13 protein-coding genes are annotated in these 20846 nt (G+C 38.8%); 8 read left to right on the forward strand and 5 right to left on the reverse strand.

Features of this window, described 5'->3' with window-relative positions:
* Positions 1–443 precede the first annotated feature (443 nt).
* The 4 genes from GGR21_RS08995 (at position 444) to GGR21_RS09010 (ending at position 7535) form a co-directional block, all read left to right on the forward strand.
* On the forward strand, positions 444–2060 hold the full coding sequence (locus tag GGR21_RS08995) for an ABC-F family ATP-binding cassette domain-containing protein (protein WP_183306865.1): 1617 nt from the start codon (positions 444–446) through the stop codon (positions 2058–2060).
* Positions 2061–2136: 76 nt separating this feature from the next.
* Entirely contained in the window at positions 2137–2619 is a 483-nt protein-coding gene (locus GGR21_RS09000) for a hypothetical protein (RefSeq protein WP_183306866.1), read from the forward strand.
* Positions 2620–2970: 351 nt separating this feature from the next.
* Positions 2971–5586, forward strand: coding sequence for a TonB-dependent receptor (locus GGR21_RS09005; RefSeq protein ID WP_183306867.1), 2616 nt, complete (start codon positions 2971–2973; stop codon positions 5584–5586).
* 29 nt (positions 5587–5615) lie between these two features.
* A complete protein-coding gene (locus GGR21_RS09010; protein ID WP_183306868.1) occupies positions 5616–7535 on the forward strand; it encodes a choice-of-anchor J domain-containing protein in 1920 nt (639 codons plus the stop codon).
* A gap of 67 nt (positions 7536–7602) precedes the next feature.
* Here the strand turns inward: GGR21_RS09010 and GGR21_RS09015 are convergent, their stop codons facing one another.
* Both GGR21_RS09015 and GGR21_RS09020 read right to left on the reverse strand, forming a co-directional pair.
* On the reverse strand, positions 7603–8751 hold the full coding sequence (locus GGR21_RS09015) for an iron-containing alcohol dehydrogenase (protein ID WP_183306869.1): 1149 nt from the start codon (positions 8749–8751) through the stop codon (positions 7603–7605).
* A 74-nt stretch (positions 8752–8825) separates the two neighbouring features.
* Entirely contained in the window at positions 8826–11249 is a 2424-nt protein-coding gene (locus GGR21_RS09020) for a TonB-dependent receptor (RefSeq protein WP_183306870.1), read from the reverse strand.
* Between the two features lie 302 nt (positions 11250–11551).
* On the opposite strand from GGR21_RS09020, the gene GGR21_RS09025 reads away from it, so the two are divergent.
* The 3 genes from GGR21_RS09025 (at position 11552) to trxA (ending at position 16412) form a co-directional block, all read left to right on the forward strand.
* Positions 11552–11941 (forward strand): hypothetical protein, encoded by a 390-nt coding sequence (locus GGR21_RS09025; protein WP_183306871.1) that lies wholly within the window; start codon positions 11552–11554, stop codon positions 11939–11941.
* A gap of 307 nt (positions 11942–12248) precedes the next feature.
* The gene (gene dnaE / locus GGR21_RS09030; RefSeq protein ID WP_183306872.1) at positions 12249–15998 is read left to right on the forward strand and encodes a DNA polymerase III subunit alpha; all 3750 of its coding nucleotides are present in this window, start codon (positions 12249–12251) and stop codon (positions 15996–15998) included.
* A 96-nt stretch (positions 15999–16094) separates the two neighbouring features.
* Positions 16095–16412, forward strand: a complete 318-nt coding sequence (trxA, locus tag GGR21_RS09035; protein ID WP_183306873.1) for a thioredoxin — start codon at positions 16095–16097, stop codon at positions 16410–16412.
* Between the two features lie 56 nt (positions 16413–16468).
* Here trxA and tilS read toward each other — a convergent pair whose 3' ends face one another.
* Both tilS and GGR21_RS09045 read right to left on the reverse strand, forming a co-directional pair.
* Positions 16469–17782, reverse strand: coding sequence for a tRNA lysidine(34) synthetase TilS (gene tilS / locus GGR21_RS09040; protein ID WP_183306874.1), 1314 nt, complete (start codon positions 17780–17782; stop codon positions 16469–16471).
* Positions 17782–19008 (reverse strand): HD domain-containing protein, encoded by a 1227-nt coding sequence (locus tag GGR21_RS09045; protein WP_183306875.1) that lies wholly within the window; start codon positions 19006–19008, stop codon positions 17782–17784. Before GGR21_RS09045 ends, tilS begins: the two co-directional genes overlap by 1 nt.
* A gap of 299 nt (positions 19009–19307) precedes the next feature.
* Here GGR21_RS09045 and GGR21_RS09050 point away from each other — a divergent pair, with 299 nt between their 5' ends.
* Positions 19308–20135 (forward strand): TerC family protein, encoded by an 828-nt coding sequence (locus GGR21_RS09050; RefSeq protein ID WP_183306876.1) that lies wholly within the window; start codon positions 19308–19310, stop codon positions 20133–20135.
* Between the two features lie 64 nt (positions 20136–20199).
* Here the strand turns inward: GGR21_RS09050 and GGR21_RS09055 are convergent, their stop codons facing one another.
* A complete protein-coding gene (locus GGR21_RS09055) occupies positions 20200–20829 on the reverse strand; it encodes a hypothetical protein (RefSeq protein WP_246348040.1) in 630 nt (209 codons plus the stop codon).
* Positions 20830–20846: the final 17 nt, after the last annotated feature.

The following is a 20846-nucleotide window of genomic DNA, read 5'->3' on the forward strand; positions in this document are numbered from 1 at the left end:
TATTTTATTATACGAGATCCTTCGTTCCTCAGGATGACAAATCGAGGAGAAAAAAGGGATAAAAACATAGAACTTAACAACCCGACCCCAAAAGGGAGGAGAACTAAAGAGTGTTTTTTTCTTTTTTTTGTAGCTTTGCTACCCCCTCTCCCGTTGGAGAGGGCGGGCTGAGGTGTAAAACCTGACAAACAGCGTTCGGCAGAGCAAAGCGGAGCCAATTAAAAATCGACGAAGCGAAGGCAAGTCAAAAGGAACATAAGCAATTTTCGATTGCGCGTAGCACAAAAAAACGAACGATTCTTTTTTACAATCATAATAATTTTAACTACTGATTGGCATAACTCATAACTATATAGCTAATATTTAACCTCGATATATAGATAATCTTTTTCATTTCTGATTTTTCCTTACCTTTGCACCTTCAAAAATAAAAAAAGTATTTAATGCTAATTGTAGACGCTTTAAAGGTAGAATTGGGTGACAGGGTACTGTTCGATAATATCAGTTACATAATAAACGAAAAAGATAAAATTGCTCTTGTCGGTAAAAATGGTGCCGGAAAAAGTACCATGCTTAAAATTCTGGCAGGAGTAAATACGCATTATAAAGGTACGGTAACAAGTCCCGATGGTTCAACGGTAGGTTACTTACCCCAGGTAATGAAAATTGTTGACGGAAGGACGGTCAGGGAAGAGGCTTCTTTGGCATTTGCTCATATATTCGAACTTGAAGCAAAAATAGAGGAAATGAACCGGCAATTGGAAACACGTACCGACTACGAATCAGACGATTATGCCAAACTGATCGACGATTTCACTCAGGCACATGAGCGATTGGCAACAGTAGAGGGCATTAGTTTCGAGGGAGAAGTCGAAAAAACGCTTTTAGGCCTTGGTTTCAAACGTTCCGACCTGGAGCGGCAGACCAACGAATTCAGCGGAGGTTGGCGTATGCGTATCGAATTAGCGAAACTCCTCCTCCTCAATCCGGATGTGATGTTGCTCGATGAACCTACCAACCATTTAGATATTGAATCTATAGGCTGGCTCGAAGATTTTATCAATACACAGGCTAAGGCTGTGGTATTGATCTCGCACGACAGGGCTTTTATCGATGCTGTCACTACCCGCACCATCGAACTGACGATGGGACGCATTTATGATTATAAGGTTAATTATACTAAATATGTGGAATTGCGTCAGGAACGTCGTCAGCAGCAGATACATGCATGGGAAGCTCAGCAAAAGCAAATAGCCGAAATAGAAGAGTTTATCGAGCGTTTCCGTGCTCAGGCAGCTAAGGCGGTATTAGTACAGAGCCGTATCCGCCAGTTAGAAAAAATGGAACGTGTGGAAATAGACGAAGAAGATAAGTCACAGGTACGTATCCGTTTTCAGCCTGCTACCCGTTCGGGTAACTATCCGCTGACAGTGGACATGGTTACTAAAAAATATGATGATTACCTAGTCTTCGAGAATGCGAATCTGATGATCGAGCGAGGTGAAAAAATTGCTCTTGCCGGAAAGAATGGGGAAGGAAAATCCACTTTCGTTAAATGTGTAATGGGTGAAACTCCCTTCGAAGGCAATATTATGTTAGGGCATAATGTAGAGGTTGGTTATTTTGCGCAAAATCAGGCGGATCTGCTCGATGAGGATCTCACTGTTTTTGAAACAATAGACCGTGTGGCAGAAGGAGATATCCGTACACAGATAAGGAATATACTGGGTGCATTTATGTTCAATCGCGACGATTCAGAGAAAAAAGTGAAAGTGCTTTCAGGAGGTGAGCGTACACGTTTGGCTATGATTAAGTTATTACTTGAACCTGTTAATCTGCTTATTCTCGATGAACCTACCAATCATCTGGATCTGAAAACAAAAGAGGTATTGAAGAATGCTCTTTTAGATTATGACGGAACAGTAATTCTTGTTTCGCACGACCGTGATTTTCTGGATGGTCTTGTAACTAAAGTCTTTGAATTCTCGGATAAGAAGGTCAGAGAACACATTGGAGGGATAAAAGATTTTCTGGCAAAGAAACGGGCGTTATCTTCATAAGAGATTGTTTGAGTGATATTTTTATTTATATTTGTGATGTAATAAAGTATAATAAAAACTACAAAATTTACTTAACATGAAAAAAGTATTATTTTCTCTATTTGCGGTAATGATGGTTTTTGCGTCGTGTGGTGGCCCCGATCCGGTAAAATTTAATGATGCTCTTTCTAAAGCAAACACTGAAATTACCAATGTAAGCACAGAATATCAGGATGCGATTGCAAAGTTAATCGAAGATACCAATTTCTCAGCTATTACGGCTCAAACAGATAGCGCATTGGCTAAAATCAATAAAGAGATTGATATAGTAAAAGCGTTGGAGGCTCCAAAAGGAGGAGACGCATTTAAAGAAGCTGCTATTAAAACATATGAAGGTCTTAGGAGTGTTGTTGAAACAGGTAAGAAGTTTTCTTCATTAACAGCAGAATCTACTGATGTGGATTTGGAGAATATCACCAATGAATACGATGCAAAAATAGATGAATATTCAAAATTATTCGATGCATTGGTAAATGCTCAGGCAGAATATGCCAAAGAAGCAGGATACGATGTAAGATAAACAGATAATATAATATAAAAGCCTGGCTGAACATTATATTTAGCCAGGCTTCTTATTTTATATTGAGTATATTATTGTTTTAAATAAATTCTTGAAAACTTTTTGAACGTAGCAAAAAAATAACTTTTTTGTTATATTATTTTAAATTATTATAACCTATATTTGTACTGAGGTAAAATAATATGAAAAAGACTTGTTAAATAGCATTTTGTAAATGGTAATCACTTCATATTCATATGTATACAGGAGTTATGTAATAAAACGTCAATCTTCAGACGAATAAACATAGTATATCAGTATATCAATGTATATCAGTATATCAATCAACTTTAATTTCTTAATTATTAAAACATGAGAAAAAAATTATCTTTTCTGTTGGTAGGTATTTTATTTTGTTCCATTACAGCTTTTGCCCAAACCGTGGTAAAAGGCGTGGTGCTGGATAAAGATACCAAAGAGCCTTTAATTGGGGTAACTGTATTTTCAGAGGATGAAAAGAAAGGGACAGCGACCGATCTCGACGGGAGCTTTACATTAAGTTTATCATCATCTAAAGGCAAATTGAAATTCACATATGTAGGATACAAAGCCCAGGAGCTCGATGTAAGAGCAAATATGGGTAATGTCGAAATGGAATCTGATGCTTTCGGACTAAATGATGTTATTATTACATCTACTATAGGGGTAGACCGTAAAACACCGGTAGCCATGTCTTCTATCGATGCAGAGATTATCATGCTGAAGACAGGTACAAAAGAATTCCCGGAATTACTTAAATCCACGCCAAGTGTATACGCAACAAAAACAGGAGGGGGATATGGAGACTCTCAGGTAAGGGTACGTGGTTTTGATTCGCCAAACGTAGCTGTGATGATAAATGGGGTGCCGATGAATGATATGGAGTGGGGTGGACTTTACTGGTCTAATTGGGCCGGATTAGGTGATGTGACACGTGTGATGCAGGTACAGCGTGGGCTAGGAGCATCAAAAATATCATCACCATCAGTTGGAGGTTCTATCAATATTATTACCAAATCTACAGATGCAGAAAAAGGTGGTTCTGTGTATTACGGAATGGGTAACGATGGTTACAATAAAGTTTCGTTCAATGTATCCACAGGTCTGATGGATAATGGTTGGGCCGTAACTTTGTTAGGCGCAAAAACATGGAGCGACGGTTACATTCAGGGTACAGACTTTGAGGCCTATTCTTATTTCCTGAATATATCCAAGCAATTGGGAACAAATCAGGTATTGTCATTAACCGCATTTGGTGCACCTCAGTGGCATAATCAACGGAAGGACCAATTATTAATATCAGAATGGGCCAAACTGCCTAAGAATGATAGATATCAATACAACGCCGGCTATGGATACGATTCGTCTGGACAGTTTAAGACATTTAATTACAATGAATATCACAAACCGCAAATATCATTGAACCATATTTGGGATATTAATTTGAAATCAAGTTTATCAACAGCCCTTTACTTGTCTCTTGGTTCGGGAGGTGGATATTCGGGAGTAGGAAATAACAGAACAGCTGCATACGGATCAACTAACGGGTTGGTTAATCAGGACTATAGAGCAGGTGATGGAAAAGTTGCCGGATTCGGGACTTATGATTTTGCTAAATTAATGGCTGAAAATGCTGAAAACCCGAATGGATCGCAGCTGGCTATCCAGAATGCTATAAACAACCATGTTTGGGTGGGCTTACTTTCTACATACAGTAATAAGATTACCGATGAAATAGAGCTACAGGGTGGTGTAGACTTCCGTTATTATAAAGGAATCCATAAAACAGAGATAGTAGATTTGCTCGGAGGTAAATTTTTGGTAGACCCGCAAAGGGTTATTGATGGTAAATACAAAGATAATGCAGACTGGGTAAATGAGAAACTGACAGTCGGTGATATCGTATATCGTAACTATGATGGATTTGTAATGCAGGAAGGAGTATTCGGACAAGCTGAATATTCAAAAGATAAATTGAGTGCTTTTGTATCAGGATCTTTCAATGTTTCGAATTACTGGCGTGTAGAAAAATTTGCAGCTGATAATGAAAAATCAGATACAAAAAATAAAGCAGGTTTTGGTATTAAAGGAGGTGCGAATTATAACTTCAATATAAATCATAATGCTTTTGCCAATATCGGTTATTTCTCTCGTACACCATTTTATTCTGCCGGTATCTTTACAAGCAATCAGAAAAGTAATGCGATGAACCCTAACGGTAGAAACGAAAAAGTATTCTCAGTGGAAGCCGGATATGGATTTGTCAATAGTTTTATGAATGCCAAAGTTAATATCTATCGCACAGAGTGGAATGATAAGACAATGGTAAGGTCTTTAGATTCAAGCAGGCCCGAAGAAGGTACTCTTAATTTATCAGGAGTAAATGCTTTACATCAGGGTATTGAGTTTGAAGTGAATGTGCGTCCGACAAGAAATCTGAATCTGAAAGCTATGGCGGCGTTTAATAACTGGAAATGGAATAGTAATGCTTCAGGATATGCTGTCAAACAAGATGGTAGTGTCGTTGAACAAAATGGTGCTCCCGTAGAAGCGCAGGTAAATCTGAAGGGTATCCATGTGGGTAACTCTCCTCAAACGTTTGTCGCTGTTGGTGCCGATTATCAGATATTTAAAGATATGCGAATAGGTCTCGACTTTAATCACTATGCGAGAATTTTTGCCGACTTTACAGTAACTATAAACCGTTGGGGTGCAAATGATTTTGCTCAACCATGGCAGATACCTAATTACCAAACATTTGATTTGTTCTATAATTACAAATTTAATATTATGGGACTAAAAACAACATTGACAGCGAACATCGATAACCTGTTCGATGCGGTTTATATTGCTGATGCAAAGGATGGCGGTGATGGAAAAGCAGAATCTGCTCAGGTGTACTATGGCTTTGGACGCACATGGAGTGTAGGATTAAAAGTACATTTCTAAACCTAAAAAAACAAAATAAGAACAACAATATGAAAAAAATAATATTTATACTGTTTACTGTTTTTATTGCTTTCTCTTGTAAAGATTTCAATGAGGACAATTTTGATTGGTATGAAGATGCTGAAAGACCTACAAATCTGGCGAACTACCAATATACAATGACAGATGCTGATTATACGATAATTGTAAATGCTCTGAAAGCAACTGGTACAGACGAAAATACAGCATTGGCAAATAAGTTGAGTTCGGCCAAGAAGTTTTCACCTGAACTCGATCCTGCACAGTTGATTCCATACCTGCTCGAAAACAAGTATTATACAGCAGACGTTAAGTCGTCGGCCATGATTACTTATATGTATGATGATGCACGTGATGAGGTGTTGAGCGGATTGAGCACTACGGGATACACTATGGTGAGTGACGATTATAAGTCGGTGTGGGGAACAAGCCCGCTGGTATTATCTCTTACCCCGGCTAAATCTGCAAATTCGCAGATTCCGAATATTTTGAAAACCCGTTTTACTGATGCGGTAGCAGGCGATTATAAGACTGTAGAATATTATTATTCGGATGAAGAACCTGTGACAACTACAGTTGAAAGCGTATTCTTTGAACAAAAATTCGAAGGCTATACTGCGGGCTCGGGTGTGGCTGTAAATATTGACGGATGGATTAATAAAGATGTAACCGGTGGTTCAATATTCTGGCAAATGCGTACATATAGTAGCAATAACTATGCACAGGTGTCATCGTATCAATCTGCTGCAAAAAATGAGGTTTGGTTGATTACGCCAAATGTTGATTTGACTAACTCAACAACAACGCCTAAATTCTCTTTCGATATAATTACAGGGAACTATACTGCTGCCGGCTTGAGGATTATGATATCGGAAGATTTTGACGGAACGGTAGGTGATATTGCTACTGCAAACTGGACAGATGTAACTTCAAGCTTTACCATTCCTGCTCCAGCAAGTGGATATAGTACATGGGCTACTGCCGGCACATTAGATCTTACTGCTTACAAAGGGAAAAAGATATATATTGGATTTAAATATATGGGCGATGATACTTCAACACCTAAGGTTACGACTACTTATCAACTGGATAACGTAAAGGTATGGGAAGAAGTTTCAGGTACGGATGTGGAAAGTAAGTATACACAGTATGCAACATATACATACAATGGTAGTGCATGGTCTGCCGTAGGCAGCGGTATCCTTACTTTGCAGCCGGAAGATTATACTAAACTAACCCTTTCTTCGGGAACAATGACTACAGCACAGGCTCAAACCTTATTGCCTCAATATCTGGGTCAGAATTTTATAGGAACTGAAAAAGTAGTCGTTTATCGCACAAGTGCCGGGGTTTACTATGCTGACCGGGTAGTTTATGATAACCAATGGACAGTACAAAGTACTCTTTCAGAAGAGTCCTCGCAATTTGTACGGGCGGAAGTAAATAATTCTAAAGTCTGGATTTTCGATCCGACTATCATTGTTTCTTTAGCTAAGTCTGATTACCAGATAGTGGTAGATTATGTTATCGATCATTATAAGGCAGGTGACGATGATGTTGTTCATGCTAATAGTAATGCTGAATACTATTATGGATTTAGCACATACTATGGCAATGTTTCTTACCGTGAGGTAGATAGAGGTAAAGATGATACTTACCCTATGGATGCTTCCCAGGATGAGAAAGTTACCTTTATGAACCAACGTACTGTCGAAGGGCTTATCATAGTACTTAATTCCAAATATCCGAACGCTACTCCTATAGTAAGTGGGGTAGATCAGTATGCACGGGTCGACAATGTGCTGATATATTCCGAACCGGGAGCCGGAACCAATGTGTATTGGTCTTATACGCTACAATGCACAGGCGATAAGGAATGGAAATTCGTAAGCCGCGAGGCTTCTGACGGACGTACGGAAACGGCTGAATAAGAAACTGTATTATGTAATAAAAGCCGATGGAGATTTCTTCATCGGCTTTGTTTTTTATTTAGATGTGTTATTTTCTCAATGTGAGGATTTCTCTTACCACATCGGCGGTTATGTTTTCACATTCACCCAGCTTCCATCCCCGTTGAGAAAGACGGCTAACTACTTTCTCGATAGCTTCGTCTCCCAGTCCGTAATCGGAAAGATGGGTTTTTACTCCTACCGATTCAAAAAAGTTTTCTACAGCTTTTATTGTTCTGTTTGTAGCGTCATTATCATTTATTCCGAAAACTTCTCTTCCAAGGCGGGTGATTTTTTTGCTCTTCTGTTCTTTCAGTACAGTCATCACACCCGGAAGTACAATAGCTAGCGTTTGCCCGTGATCCAATCCATAGAAAGCAGTCAGCTCGTGTCCTATCATGTGTGTAGCCCAGTCCTCAGGTACTCCGGCGGCTATCCAGCCATTAAGAGCCCATGTAGAAGCCCACATCAGATTCGCACGCACACCATAATTTTCTGGAGTTTTTAGAGCTTTAGGCCCATCTGCTACTAATGTTTTTACAATCGCTTCTGCCATATTATCCTGTAACAATGAGTCCCCTTCATTATATGTCAGGTATTGCTCCATTACATGTACAAACGCATCTACAACACCATTCCCTATCTGGCGTGGAGGCATACTGTATGTCGTAGTAGGGTCGAGTACCGAAAATTTAGGGAATGTAAACGGGGAACCGAAGGCCAGCTTTTCTTGTGTTTCCGCTTTGGTGATAACAGCACCGCTGTTCATCTCCGAGCCTGTTGCTGGCAGGGTAATTACGTCTCCGAATGGTAAGGCCTTTTTTACTTCTGCATGTTTAGATAAGATGAGCCACGGATCACCGTCTTCGAAACAAGCCGCTGCCGCTATGAATTTTGTGGCATCAAGTACTGAACCGCCGCCTACAGCCAGAAGAAAATCAATGCTTTTTTCCTTTATCAGAGCCACAGCTTTCATGCAGGTCTCATAATGAGGATTCGGCTCGATTCCCGAAAATTCATACCATTCAAAACCATCAATAGCTTTAACTACCTGATCGTATACTCCATTCTTTTTTATACTGCCTCCGCCATATGTTATCAACACCTTGCTTCCTTTAGGTATTTCGTTGGCCACTTCTTTTATCATTCCTTCCCCGAATATGATTTTTACGGGATTTACCATTGAAAAGTTTTCCATAATCTACTCTTTTATGTTTGAAGCAAAGGTATATTTTTTAGAAATAGGAATAGATGAAAGGAGTCTTAAAGAAGTTAAAACTCGGCTACCAGCTTTATATTGAGTTGACGACCAGTAAGATAGTTTGGCACAGCATATTGTTGGCTATGTATATCTGTTATCCAGTAATAAGTATTTACGTTTTCCATATCGAACAGATTGAAGATATCGAATCCCAACCAGATATTTTTGAAAGCCCGGCAAAACGAATTTCTATTCCTTATAGCAAAATCTTCTCCCAATGCCAGCCATGAAAACCCTATATCTACCCGTTTATATGATGATGTGCGGAAATAACCGTTTTCATAACCTTTGTATGGTGCAGATACTGGCAGACCTCCCGACCAAAGTCCTCTGAGGCTCATTCGTAAACGTTCATACCCCGGAATATAGTCCTGATAGAAAATGGCGAAGTTAAAGCGTTGATCAGTAGGAAGAGGAACTTCCGTTCCGTTGATATCCTGTTGGGCTTTCATCAGGCCAAGACTGATCCAGCTATCGGCTCCCGGGATAAATTCACCATAAAGCTTGAAGTCTATACCCGTGGAATATCCTTTCGATGTGTTTTCTCCTGTGTACCTTATTTTTACATTATTTACAGTGTATGGTATCAGGTCTGATAATTTCTTATAATATATCTCGCCTGACAGCTTAAATGCGGGAATATTCCTGCTTTCGTCCCTTCCGAAAAAATAATCAGCCCCCAAAACAATATGATATGATTTCTGCGACTTAATATCTTTGTTCAACTCTATGGTATTATTTCCGTCGATATCGACAATCCGTTGCATCTCTTTGTAGAACGGAGCCTGATAATAGACACCTCCGGCAATGCGTAAAGAAAGATTATCTGTATTTTTAGGTACAAAAGCCAGAGCACCACGTGGACTGATTATTAACTCCTCATTAAAAGTCCAGTAACTGGCTCTTACACCGGCATTTAATATAAACAAGCCCTTGTCTGTATCGAATGAATACGTATCCTGTACAAATCCTGAAAAACGGGACGGATTGATCTTATTATCTGATTTCAGATTCGAAAACACATTTACATCAACGCCTGTACTGGGTATGGAATAGCCTGCCGAATCGCGCATTTCCCATTCCTTGATCTTATCTTTTATATTTTCATTCTGATAAGTGATTCCCCACTTGATAAGATGTTTGTCCAGTTTCAGATTTCCGAAGTGGGAGATAGTATATACTTCCGATTCCAGCTTATTCCGGGCATGTTCATGGTAAGTTCCGATCCCAAGATTTTCACTCTCATCCGGATTCTCTTCTCCTGTAACATCCGTCTCTTTTAATAGGTAGCGGCCTGTAATATCGTATCTTTCCTGTTCGTCAGAGGCGAATGTCGACGCAGTAAGGCCAATGGTTAGCTTGTCGTTTATTTTCCCTTTTAGGGTAAATGCGGCCTGATAAGTCAGGAATTTGTCTTTTTCCTGTCCGTCGAACTCAACCAGAAATGTACGGGGTGTCAGTAATGTGCCGAACTTGGTTTCGCGCGAAGTAGGTGTGAATTTAAATCTGTTGTATGAGTAATTTCCAAGGAGATCGATTTCCCATTTTGGAGAAAATTCATAGGTCATATATGTCTGAAAATCTAAAAAATCAGGATCATATTCGGCCTTAGTATCTGTTTTGCTAAGGAGCGAGCGTGTTGTTTTATATCTGGCTCCTGTTATTTGCGAAAAACGGCCGGATGAGCTGCCAATATATACTTCTCCTCCCATCAGGCTGGCAGATATAGCACCCTCTAATTCTTTAGGTTTTTTATATGTAATGTCGAGGACTGAGGACATACGGTCGCCATATTCGGCACTGAATCCTCCGGCAGAGAAACCGATAGTCTTTACCATATTGGGATTGATAAAACTTAATCCTTCCTGCTGTGCCGATCGGACTAATAAAGGACGATAAATCTCTACTCCGTTCACATATACGATGTTTTCATCAAAGTTGCCTCCCCTTACTGAATATTGCTGGCTAAGTTCATTGGTCGAACTTACGCCGCCCATTGTGGCTAATAATGATTCTATACTGCTCCATGGATTGGAAGGGCGTCTTGTTGCCAGATAATCAACCCGTTCAATAACAGTGGTAATGGTTCGTTCCCCTTCTATTGTTACAGGGGCCAGTTCTTTGTCTTCTTCCTGTAACACAGCATTCAATACCATTCCTTCGTTCAGTTTAGGCATGAGATACAGATGCTTTTTATAGCCGATAAGAGAGAATAATATTTTAATAGTGTCTTTTGGCGATACGGTAAGAAAGTATTCTCCGTTTTTATCGGTTGTAGCTATATTTTGTGTCTTTTCCTGCGCAACCAGTACATATTCGACCGGCTGTCCTTTTTCGTTTTTTACCGTTCCGGCAATCCTTATGGTTTGCTGGGAATATAAGGAGGTGGAAACCAGAATAGAGACGAATAGGAATAAGAGATTTCTTTTTGACATAGAATTTATATAAAGCACAAATTTATGGATATATTTTCTGAGTACAAATAAAAGATGCTGATATATATGCATTTATCAGGTAAAATAAAAGAGTGATGAATAAAAACCTGACACATCTGACAATTTTAGCTGTTAGCTATTTTACTAAAAAGTTACAAAAGTTACACTTTTGCAATATTTTTCTCGCAAAGATGCTAAGTATAATCAATATTCTTTTGAGCCTTATATTCATAATTTATGCCAATCAGTAGTTATATTTAATAGTTCAATTCTTTTTTACTACGTGCAATTGAAGATTGCTTGTGTTCCTTTTGCCCAAAGCCGCAAAAGGAACCAAAAACGCTTTGGTGGCTCGTCCTTCGTGCGATCCGTTACAGGTTCACGGGCTAAACCAAATAAACTCGCCTGCGGCTCAGACAGTATTTGGTTTCATGCCCCTTTCACCTGACGGGTGCCCGCACTGCAGACTAATGCCACCGGGCGGACGCCTGACAAAGCAGAGTCTTTTTTGTCGTCGCTTTGCGACTCCGGCATACGTTCCGCAGGCGGGGCACCCAATCCGGCAGTGGAGGCGTAGAACAAAAAGCTGTTCGAGCTTACACGTAAGATTCGTATTTAGCCCTGCTGATGAGCGAGTTCTTTTTGTTCAGCCGCAACGCCGGTTTTGGGTCGCCGGAGGAATGAAGCCTTGATTTTTTGTAACTTTTTTATCAAGAAAAAAGTTGAAAGAAAACAAGCCGACAAGCGCGTTAGTGAAATTGAACAATTATTTTTTACAATCATAATAATTTCAACTGCTGGTTCGCATAATTTATAACTCATAACTCCTTTACTTACATAGATAAATTAGTTGAAAAAAATGCAAAGCAAAATATATGTTCATTTTGTTGGTGTTAGAATAAAAACATTTAAATGTTGAAAACTGCTAATAGAAAATTTTTAGCATCGTATCTATTTGTTGTAACTTTACATAATTGAGAGAAAAGGAAAAGTAAAATTATGAGCAATTTTATACATCTACACGTTCACTCCCAGTATTCCCTGCTCGATGGCCAAGCCAGTATACCAAGCCTTGTGGACAAGGCCATTGGTGATGGAATGAAAGCTATTGCGCTGACTGACCATGGGGCTATGTTTGGGGTTAAGGAATTCTATAATTATGTTAAGAAGAAAAACTCGGGTTACAACAATAAGATAAAGGAACTAAAAGCCGAAATTAAGCAACTACAGGCTGATGAGTCGGGCAATAATTCTGAGAAAATAGGAGAATTAAAAAACCAGATACATAAAGAAGAGGCAAAACGCTTTAAACCGATTATCGGCTGCGAATGCTATGTTGCTCGCAGGGGGCGCAAACTGAAAGAAGGAAAACCTGACATGAGCGGCTGGCACCTGGTGGTGCTGGCAAAGAACGAAACAGGATATAAAAATCTTATTAAAATGGTTTCTTATGGCTGGACAGAAGGTTATTATATGCGTCCACGTATCGATAAGGAATTATTGGAGAAATACCATGAAGGTCTGATTGTTTCCACTGCATGTCTTGGGGGTGAGGTGCCTAAAAAAATCACAGCCGGAGATATAAAAGAGGCTGAAGCAGCAGCTTTGTGGTTCAAGGATATTTTTGGTGAAGACTTTTACTTCGAACTTCAGCGCCATAAAACAAATCGCCCCGATGCCAATACCGAAGCTTATCCATTACAGGAAAAAGTTAATACAGAGCTTGTCCAAATGGGGCAAAGGCTTGGTATTAAGGTGATAGCTACCAACGATGTGCATTTTACAAATGAAGAAGATGCCGACGCGCACGACCGCCTGATCTGTCTGAGTACAGGGAAAGATTTCGACGATCCCAAGCGTATGCGATATACTAAGCAGGAATGGCTGAAAACTACGGCTGAAATGCGACAAATATTTTCTGATCATCCAGAAGTCTTGGAAAATACACTCGAAATAGCAAATAAAGTTGAGTTTTATTCCATTGATTCCGACGCCTTGATGCCGTTCTTCCCTATTGATGTCTCATTTGGGACGGAAGAAGGATATCGGATCATGTATTCGGCAGAAGACCTTATAAAAGAATTTGGAGAGAAAGAATATAAGCGTTTGGGTGGATATGATAAGGTTATACGTATCAAGTTAGAATCCGACTATCTTCGTCATTTAACCATGATCGGAGCAGAGAAACGCTATGGAAAAGATATGGATGAGGAGGTCGCCGAACGTCTCGAATTTGAATTGAACACAATGAAGACGATGGGTTTTCCGGGCTACTTCCTCATAGTGCAGGACTTTATCTCGGCCGCCCGGAAAATGGGTGTCGCCGTAGGTCCGGGACGTGGTTCTGCTGCAGGATCGGCTGTGGCTTATTGTCTGGGAATTACTGATATCGACCCGATTAAATATGATTTGCTGTTTGAGCGTTTCCTTAATCCCGATCGTATATCTATGCCCGATATCGATATTGATTTCGATGATGACGGACGTGGAAAGGTTTTGAAATGGGTAACGGAAAAATACGGACAGGAACGGGTCGCACATATTATTACTTATGGAACAATGGCTACTAAATCGGCGATAAAAGATGTTGCCCGTGTACAGAAATTGCCATTGTCTGAATCGAACCGGTTGGCAAAATTTGTTCCCGACCGTATTCCCGATAAGAAAAAAGTTACGCTGAAAGATGCGATAGACTATGTTCCCGAACTGAAAGAAGCAGCCAACAGCCATGACCCCGTGATGCGCGATACCCTGAAGTACGCACAAATGCTCGAGGGTAATGTGCGTAATACCGGTGTGCATGCCTGTGGTATCATTATCGGCCAGCAGGATATTTCGGACATTGTGCCTGTAAGTACGGCAGAGGATAAAGAAACCGGTGAAAGTATTCTTGTGACGCAGTATGAAGGTACGGTGATCGAAGAAACCGGATTGATAAAAATGGACTTCCTGGGGTTGAAAACACTCTCTATCATTAAGGAAGCCCTCGACAATATCAAGCATACTACAGGTGAAAAAGTAGATATAGATAATATATCCCTTGAAGATCCGAAGACATACGAATTATACAGTCAGGGCAAAACGACCGGTACATTCCAGTTCGAGTCTGCCGGAATGCAGAAATACCTGAAAGCGCTGCAACCGTCCAAATTTGAAGACCTGATAGCCATGAATGCCCTGTATCGCCCGGGACCAATGGATTATATACCATCCTTTATTGCCCGTAAACATGGAGAGGAAGAGATAACCTATGATATTCCTGTCATGGAGCGGTATCTGAATGATACGTATGGTATTACGGTCTATCAGGAACAGGTCATGTTACTTTCCCGTTTGCTGGCTAACTTCACCAGAGGTCAGTCTGACGAACTTCGGAAAGCGATGGGTAAGAAGCTGATAGACAAAATGAATGCCCTGAAGGAAAAATTCCTTGATGGCGGAACGAAAAACGGACATGATAAGAAAACGCTGGAAAAAATATGGGCCGATTGGGAAAAATTTGCCTCCTATGCATTCAATAAATCGCATGCAACCTGTTATTCGTGGGTGGCCTACCAGACAGCGTGGCTGAAAGCCAATTATCCGCCGGAATACATGGCGGCCGTGCTTTCCCGTAATTTATCCAATATAACTGAAATCACGAAATTCATGGATGAATGTAAGGCCATGAATATGAATGTGCTTGGCCCGGATGTAAACGAGTCTTACCTCAAATTTTCGGTAAATAAGGCCGGGGATATCCGTTTCGGACTTGCCGCTGTAAAAGGAGTGGGAGAGGGTGCCGTAATGAGTATTGTGAATGAGAGGGATAAAAACGGTGCATTTAAAGATATCTTCGATTTCGTAGAACGGGTAAACCTGAGTGCATGTAATAAGAAAAATATAGAGTCTTTGGCTTTAGCCGGAGCTTTCGATGCTTTCACAGAAATTAGCCGCGAACAGTTCTTTGAGTTGAATGGCAAAGGAGAAACTTTTATTGATCTGCTCATCCGGTATGGAAATAAATATCAGGCAGATAAAAACCAGGCGGTCAATTCTCTTTTTGGTGATGATACTTCCTTCGATATTGCTCATCCCGATATTCCATCTGCAGAAAAATGGTCCGATCTGGAGCGGTTGAATAAGGAGCGGGAGTTAATTGGTATATATCTTTCGGCTCATCCCTTGGATGAGTATAAGATCGTCCTTAACTATGTCTGCAATGTAGGTATGGCCGATTTTGAGGATAAAGATGCACTGAAAAATAAGGAGATTTCTATCGGAGGAATGGTTACAGGTAACCGAGAGGGTATGACCCGAAATGGGAAGCCTTATATGATACTGCGTATCGAAGACTTTACGGGAAGTGGAGAGATTCCTTTGTTTGGAGATAATTATATTAATTTCGGTAAATATGGCCGTCCGGGGCTATACCTTTATATAAAAGGGCGGGTGCAAGGTACCCGCTTTGATGAAAACAGGCTGGAGTTTAAGATAAATTCTATTCAGCTTTTGCCCGATGTGAAAGATTCTCTGATAGAAAAAATCACCATAACTTTACCATTACATGAGATGAATAGCCAGATGGTAGAAGAATTATCTGTTTTAACTAAAAACAATCCGGGCAATTCATTGTTATATTTTCAGGTAGTTGATGGAGAGAAAAATATGAAGGTCGATCTTTTTTCCCGAAATATAAAAATAAATGTAAAACAGGAACTTGTTGATTATCTGATAGAAAATGAGAATATAATATTCAAGGTCAACTGAAAAATTTTTATATTATAAATAGAATAACTACCTTTGCACAATAGATAATTTAAATAGAAAATATAAATAATTTAAATAAGCATATAAATAAAAGTTATGGCATTAGAAATTACAGACGCAGGCTTTGAAGAACTGTTAAAATCAGAAAAACCAATTGTGATTGATTTTTGGGCAGAATGGTGTGGACCGTGCCGCATGGTAGGCCCTCTTGTTGAAGAATTGGCAGAAGAATATGCCGATAAAGTGATTATCGGTAAAGTAGATGTGGATAATAACGATGAAATTACATCTAAATATGGTATCCGCAATATACCTACTATTCTTTTTATTAAGAATGGAGAGGTAGTAGACAAACAAGTGGGTGCTGCTCAAAAGTCATTATTGACCGAAAAAGTTGAGAATTTATTGAAATAAGATAAGCTTTCAATATATGTAGACAGGGATTGTTATTATAACAATCCCTGTTTTTATTAATACATTGTTATTTTTAAAATTTCAGTAGTATTCTTTGTTATCTTGAACCGGTCATCAGCACGTTCTCCTACTATCCATACAATATTGTCCCCAGAACACAAAAGCCATGTATCTTCTTTATCGAAAAGATTGAATTTGTTATCGGTGAAATAATCACTGACCTTCTTTTTACCTTTCATGCCGAAAGGGATGAACCAGTCTCCTTTTTCCCATTTTCTGATCGTCAATGGAAAGTTTATTGTATTAAAATCTGCATATAGAATAGCTGGATTTTTCTCTATAAAGAAATTATCATCCGGCAATATTTTCTCTATTTTAAGTTTTATCGGATAATTTATTGTTTCATTATCATGACGAATCGTAAAACTATCGATAGACATATTTCCTTTCTTTTTCAGGATGAAAAAAGTACGGTCTTTTAGCAGACTATACCTTTCTGAATGAAAAATTTTACCTGACTGGCTGATTATCGATTCAAAGATCTGCCTTACAGAAGCAGAATTGAAACCATATGGAGATAGTATTTCGAATAAAACAGCTTCAGGCTCCGCATACCTGATAAGTTTGTTTATATCTATGGTCTTGTTTTCAAAAATATCTTTCTTAACCTGTTCGATGTAAAGCTGATATATAGTATTCACTTGTGATAAATGCTCGGCTGTCCGTATTATCGATTCTTTGGCCGAAGGATTGATCGTTTCCAATAGAGGAATTATATTCAGCCTTATTTTATTTCTTGTATACAGGTCTTCGTTGTTTGTGCTATCATCTACATAAGTTAGTTTCCGGTCATTCAGGTATTCGATTATTTCATCGCGGCTCATACAAAGTAGCGGGCGTATAATATTCCCATTCATTGGTGCAATTCCTGTAACGCCTCTTATCCCAGTGCCTCTTATCAGATTTAGCAGGATTGTTTCAACCGAGTCATCACGATGATGAGCTACAGCTATTTTGTCAGCCAGATGTACGATCCTGATTTGTTCAAACCAATTGTAACGGAGTTCCCGTGCAGCCATTTCAATAGAAATACCGTTTATTTCGGCATGAGCTTCGGTATCGAAGTCAATTCGTTCATATTTCAGATTATACTTTTTACACAATTCTTCCACAAAGAAAGCATCACGATTCGATTCTTCGCCTCTCAGGTGAAAATTGCAATGAGCTACGATACATTCTATCTTAAAGCTGTGCAGAATGTCTAGCAAGGCGACAGAGTCCGCTCCCCCGCTTACTCCCACAATTACTTTTTCTCCACCCTGAAGCAGATTATTTGCTACTATATAATGTTCTATTTTCCTGATATCCATTATAGTTTCATATAAGAGAAATAATGTTTTTTTACCTTTTTCGATAACAATTCTATATTTAACATATCCGAAGCTTTCGATATATCTTTAATCGTGCCGTCGTTGTAAAGTATGGAAATGCTGTCGTCCTCTTCGTTGTACATATTAGTATATATTATATCCGAAGAATAAAAATAGGTTGCTTCTACTTCATTTACACCCAGTTTTTCCATATATTTTTTTACATGATATCCGATCTTTTCTTCACTTTGCGGCTCTTCGGTAATCTCTATTTTGAAAATGTTGCGGTTTATAAGGCACGAGCTTAATTTGGAAAGAACAATATCCTCATGGTTTGTCCATACTTTAAGGGCACACCAGATATCATTATCGTCAAGATTTGTAAAATGATATAATACTTCTTCTGTATAATTTTCAAAGAATATTTTATCTACATTATTCATTAAAAAATACTCAAGAGCGGGAGGTGTAAATAATTTTATTCCTTTATCGGTAAGATGTTTTGCGCGGGTAAGTGCTTTTATCAGTATTTTTTCGGCAGCTACGGATGTTTTATGCAGATATACCTGCCAATACATAAGACGACGGGACATCAGGAAGTTTTCTATCGAATAGATCCCTTTTGCTTCGACAACAAGATTATCATTTCTTACATCGAGCATTTTTATAATCCGTGCCGAACCTATATTCCCTTCCGTTACTCCCGTAAAGAAACTATCCCGTCTCAGGTAATCCAGACGATCGACGTCCAATTGTCCACTCACTAACTGATGCAGGAATTTCTTTGGATATTCATTTTTAAAAATCGATATGCAGATATCCAACTCCCCGTTTCGTTCCCGGTTTAATTTTTCCATTAAAGAAAGCGACAGTTCTTCATGATGTATACCATGTGTAAGTGTATGTTCCAGAACATGAGAAAACGGTCCGTGGCCCACATCGTGCAGCAATATACAGGCTAATGCGCCATTTGCTTCTTCAGCGGTAATATCCTGTCCTTTAGACCGTAAATTGTTTATGGCTTCGTTCATCAGATACATGGCACCTATAGAATGATGCAGGCGGGTGTGCTGAGCCCCCGGATATACAAATGAAGCAAGTCCGAGCTGTTTGATACGGTTCAGCCTTTGTAAATAGGGATGTTGTATCAGGTTGTAAACAAAATCGTTTGGTATGGTGATAAATCCGAATACAGGGTCATTTATTATTTTTTTCTTATTGTTCATCTGCAGATATTAATATTTATTAATGAACCAAAGATACACAGAATTTGTTTAAATTCGTTTTGATATAATTTATTTGAAATATCTATCAGTTTTTTCGTTTTCTGAAAAAAATGTCTATTTTTGTCTTTGACTGAAGACGAACATTTAAAGGGGATGCTAAAAAAAATCTTAATCAAGATCAGGCTATTTTTCAGGCTTGAAAAGACTGATAGAAATAGCGTTATTAAGGAATATCTGGAAAAGGCTAAGTAATCGGCCATATAAGACAAATTCTTTATTAAATTTGTCGAAAAAATTATATGGAGATATTAGAAACTTTTCTTTTACCAAGTGCCTGGGTCGCTTTGTTAACATTAGCGTTCCTTGAGATTGTGCTTGGGATAGACAATATTGTGTTTTTGTCTATCATGTCATCAAAATTACCAGCAAAAGATCAACCAAGAGCACGCACAGTAGGATTACTGTTAGCTATGCTATTCCGCATTCTTCTTCTTTTTTGCATATCGTGGTTGATGAAGCTTACCAAACCTATTTTTTCATTTGATACAGCCTGGTTCGATGGTTCCATATCGGGACAAAGTATTATTATCGGCTTGGGAGGTTTATTCCTCCTATATAAGAGCGTTACTGAGATTCACCATAAATTAGAGGGAGAGAGCGATACAGCTAAGGGTAAAGTAAGTACTGCCTTTGCTGGTGTAATTGTTCAAATAGTAGCATTAGATATAGTCTTCTCCTTCGATAGTGTCCTTACTGCTGTGGGGCTTGTTAGTTTCAGCGAGTTCGGTTACGCCGGAGCTATGACAATTATGGTTACTGCTGTCGTCATTGCTGTCATGGTGATGCTGCTGTTTTCGGGGCCGGTAAGTAGGTTTGTAAATGAACATCCGACTATACAAATGCTTGGACTATCATTCCTCATATTAATAGGGGTGATGCTGCTTGTTGAATCTGCCCATTTATCACAAATATCGATATTTGGATCAACCGTGGGTGAAATACCGAAGGGTTATATTTATTTCGCAATCGCATTCTCCTTACTGGTAGAATTTCTGAATATGAAATTGCGAAAGAAAGCAGAACCTGTGAAATTAAAAGATTCTGAATTGATTGAGAAGGATAAATAAAAATCAGAAAAAAATGAGAAAGCCCGGAAAATATTATTTTCCGGGCTTTTCTGCACTTTCTATTTTATTTAATCACTTTATATTTAAATTCTTTCACAAGCTCGCCGTTATAATATTGTTTTGTTGGATATCCTTCACTGTCATAGTCGTATGTAACTTCTGTTACTGTTGTGCCGAATCTTGGATCAACAACAGTGGATTCTTTCAGATTGTTTTTTCCTGCAAAATCACTGCACCATCTCATATTATTCATGTGCAGCGCCCAAAACCATGCAGGAATATTATCAATATTTAGGAATGCTGATTTTTCGTTATTATAAATATTTGTGGAAATAACATCATTATCGCCTAAAGCTGAATGTTGCGTATATTTTATGATATTGTTGTTGTTGTCGTATTCAAACTCTTCCCATAGTTTACCATCGTCAAAGGCAGTTTTTGTCAGTCTGCCATTTACATCTATATGAATTTTATCTTGTTCTGTTGTTTTTATATTGATCTTTTTTCCACTGGTTTTGATTTCTTCTGCTACATAGTCGGGATTATTGTAAGTAAACTTGGAACTTGCGATAAATTCCCCTCTGTCCTGATTGATTATGCACTCAGAGAGCTTTCCACTGTTTTTATCATACTTAAATGTGAATTCCCGGTATGTAGCAACTCCTTTTTCATCAAAGTAAGTAAGTTGATTCATCTTATTATAACTGAACC

Origin of the sequence: Dysgonomonas hofstadii (genome assembly GCF_014196915.1) — a bacterium.
GTDB classification, from domain to species: domain Bacteria; phylum Bacteroidota; class Bacteroidia; order Bacteroidales; family Dysgonomonadaceae; genus Dysgonomonas; species Dysgonomonas hofstadii.

Bases quoted from the DNA above. Each gene is read 5' to 3' on its own strand.
- GGR21_RS09000 (WP_183306866.1), top strand. From the start codon at position 2,137: ATGAAAAAAGTATTATTTTCTCTATTTGCGGTAATGATGGTTTTTGCG.
- GGR21_RS09015 (WP_183306869.1), bottom strand. From the start codon at position 8,751: ATGGAAAACTTTTCAATGGTAAATCCCGTAAAAATCATATTCGGGGAA.
- dnaE (WP_183306872.1), top strand. From the start codon at position 12,249: ATGAGCAATTTTATACATCTACACGTTCACTCCCAGTATTCCCTGCTC.
- GGR21_RS09055 (WP_246348040.1), bottom strand. From the start codon at position 20,829: ATGAATCAACTTACTTACTTTGATGAAAAAGGAGTTGCTACATACCGG.
- GGR21_RS09050 (WP_183306876.1), top strand. From the start codon at position 19,308: ATGGAGATATTAGAAACTTTTCTTTTACCAAGTGCCTGGGTCGCTTTG.
- GGR21_RS09020 (WP_183306870.1), bottom strand. From the start codon at position 11,249: ATGTCAAAAAGAAATCTCTTATTCCTATTCGTCTCTATTCTGGTTTCC.
- GGR21_RS08995 (WP_183306865.1), top strand. From the start codon at position 444: ATGCTAATTGTAGACGCTTTAAAGGTAGAATTGGGTGACAGGGTACTG.
- tilS (WP_183306874.1), bottom strand. From the start codon at position 17,782: ATGGATATCAGGAAAATAGAACATTATATAGTAGCAAATAATCTGCTT.
- GGR21_RS09045 (WP_183306875.1), bottom strand. From the start codon at position 19,008: ATGAACAATAAGAAAAAAATAATAAATGACCCTGTATTCGGATTTATC.
- GGR21_RS09005 (WP_183306867.1), top strand. From the start codon at position 2,971: ATGAGAAAAAAATTATCTTTTCTGTTGGTAGGTATTTTATTTTGTTCC.
- GGR21_RS09010 (WP_183306868.1), top strand. From the start codon at position 5,616: ATGAAAAAAATAATATTTATACTGTTTACTGTTTTTATTGCTTTCTCT.
- trxA (WP_183306873.1), top strand. From the start codon at position 16,095: ATGGCATTAGAAATTACAGACGCAGGCTTTGAAGAACTGTTAAAATCA.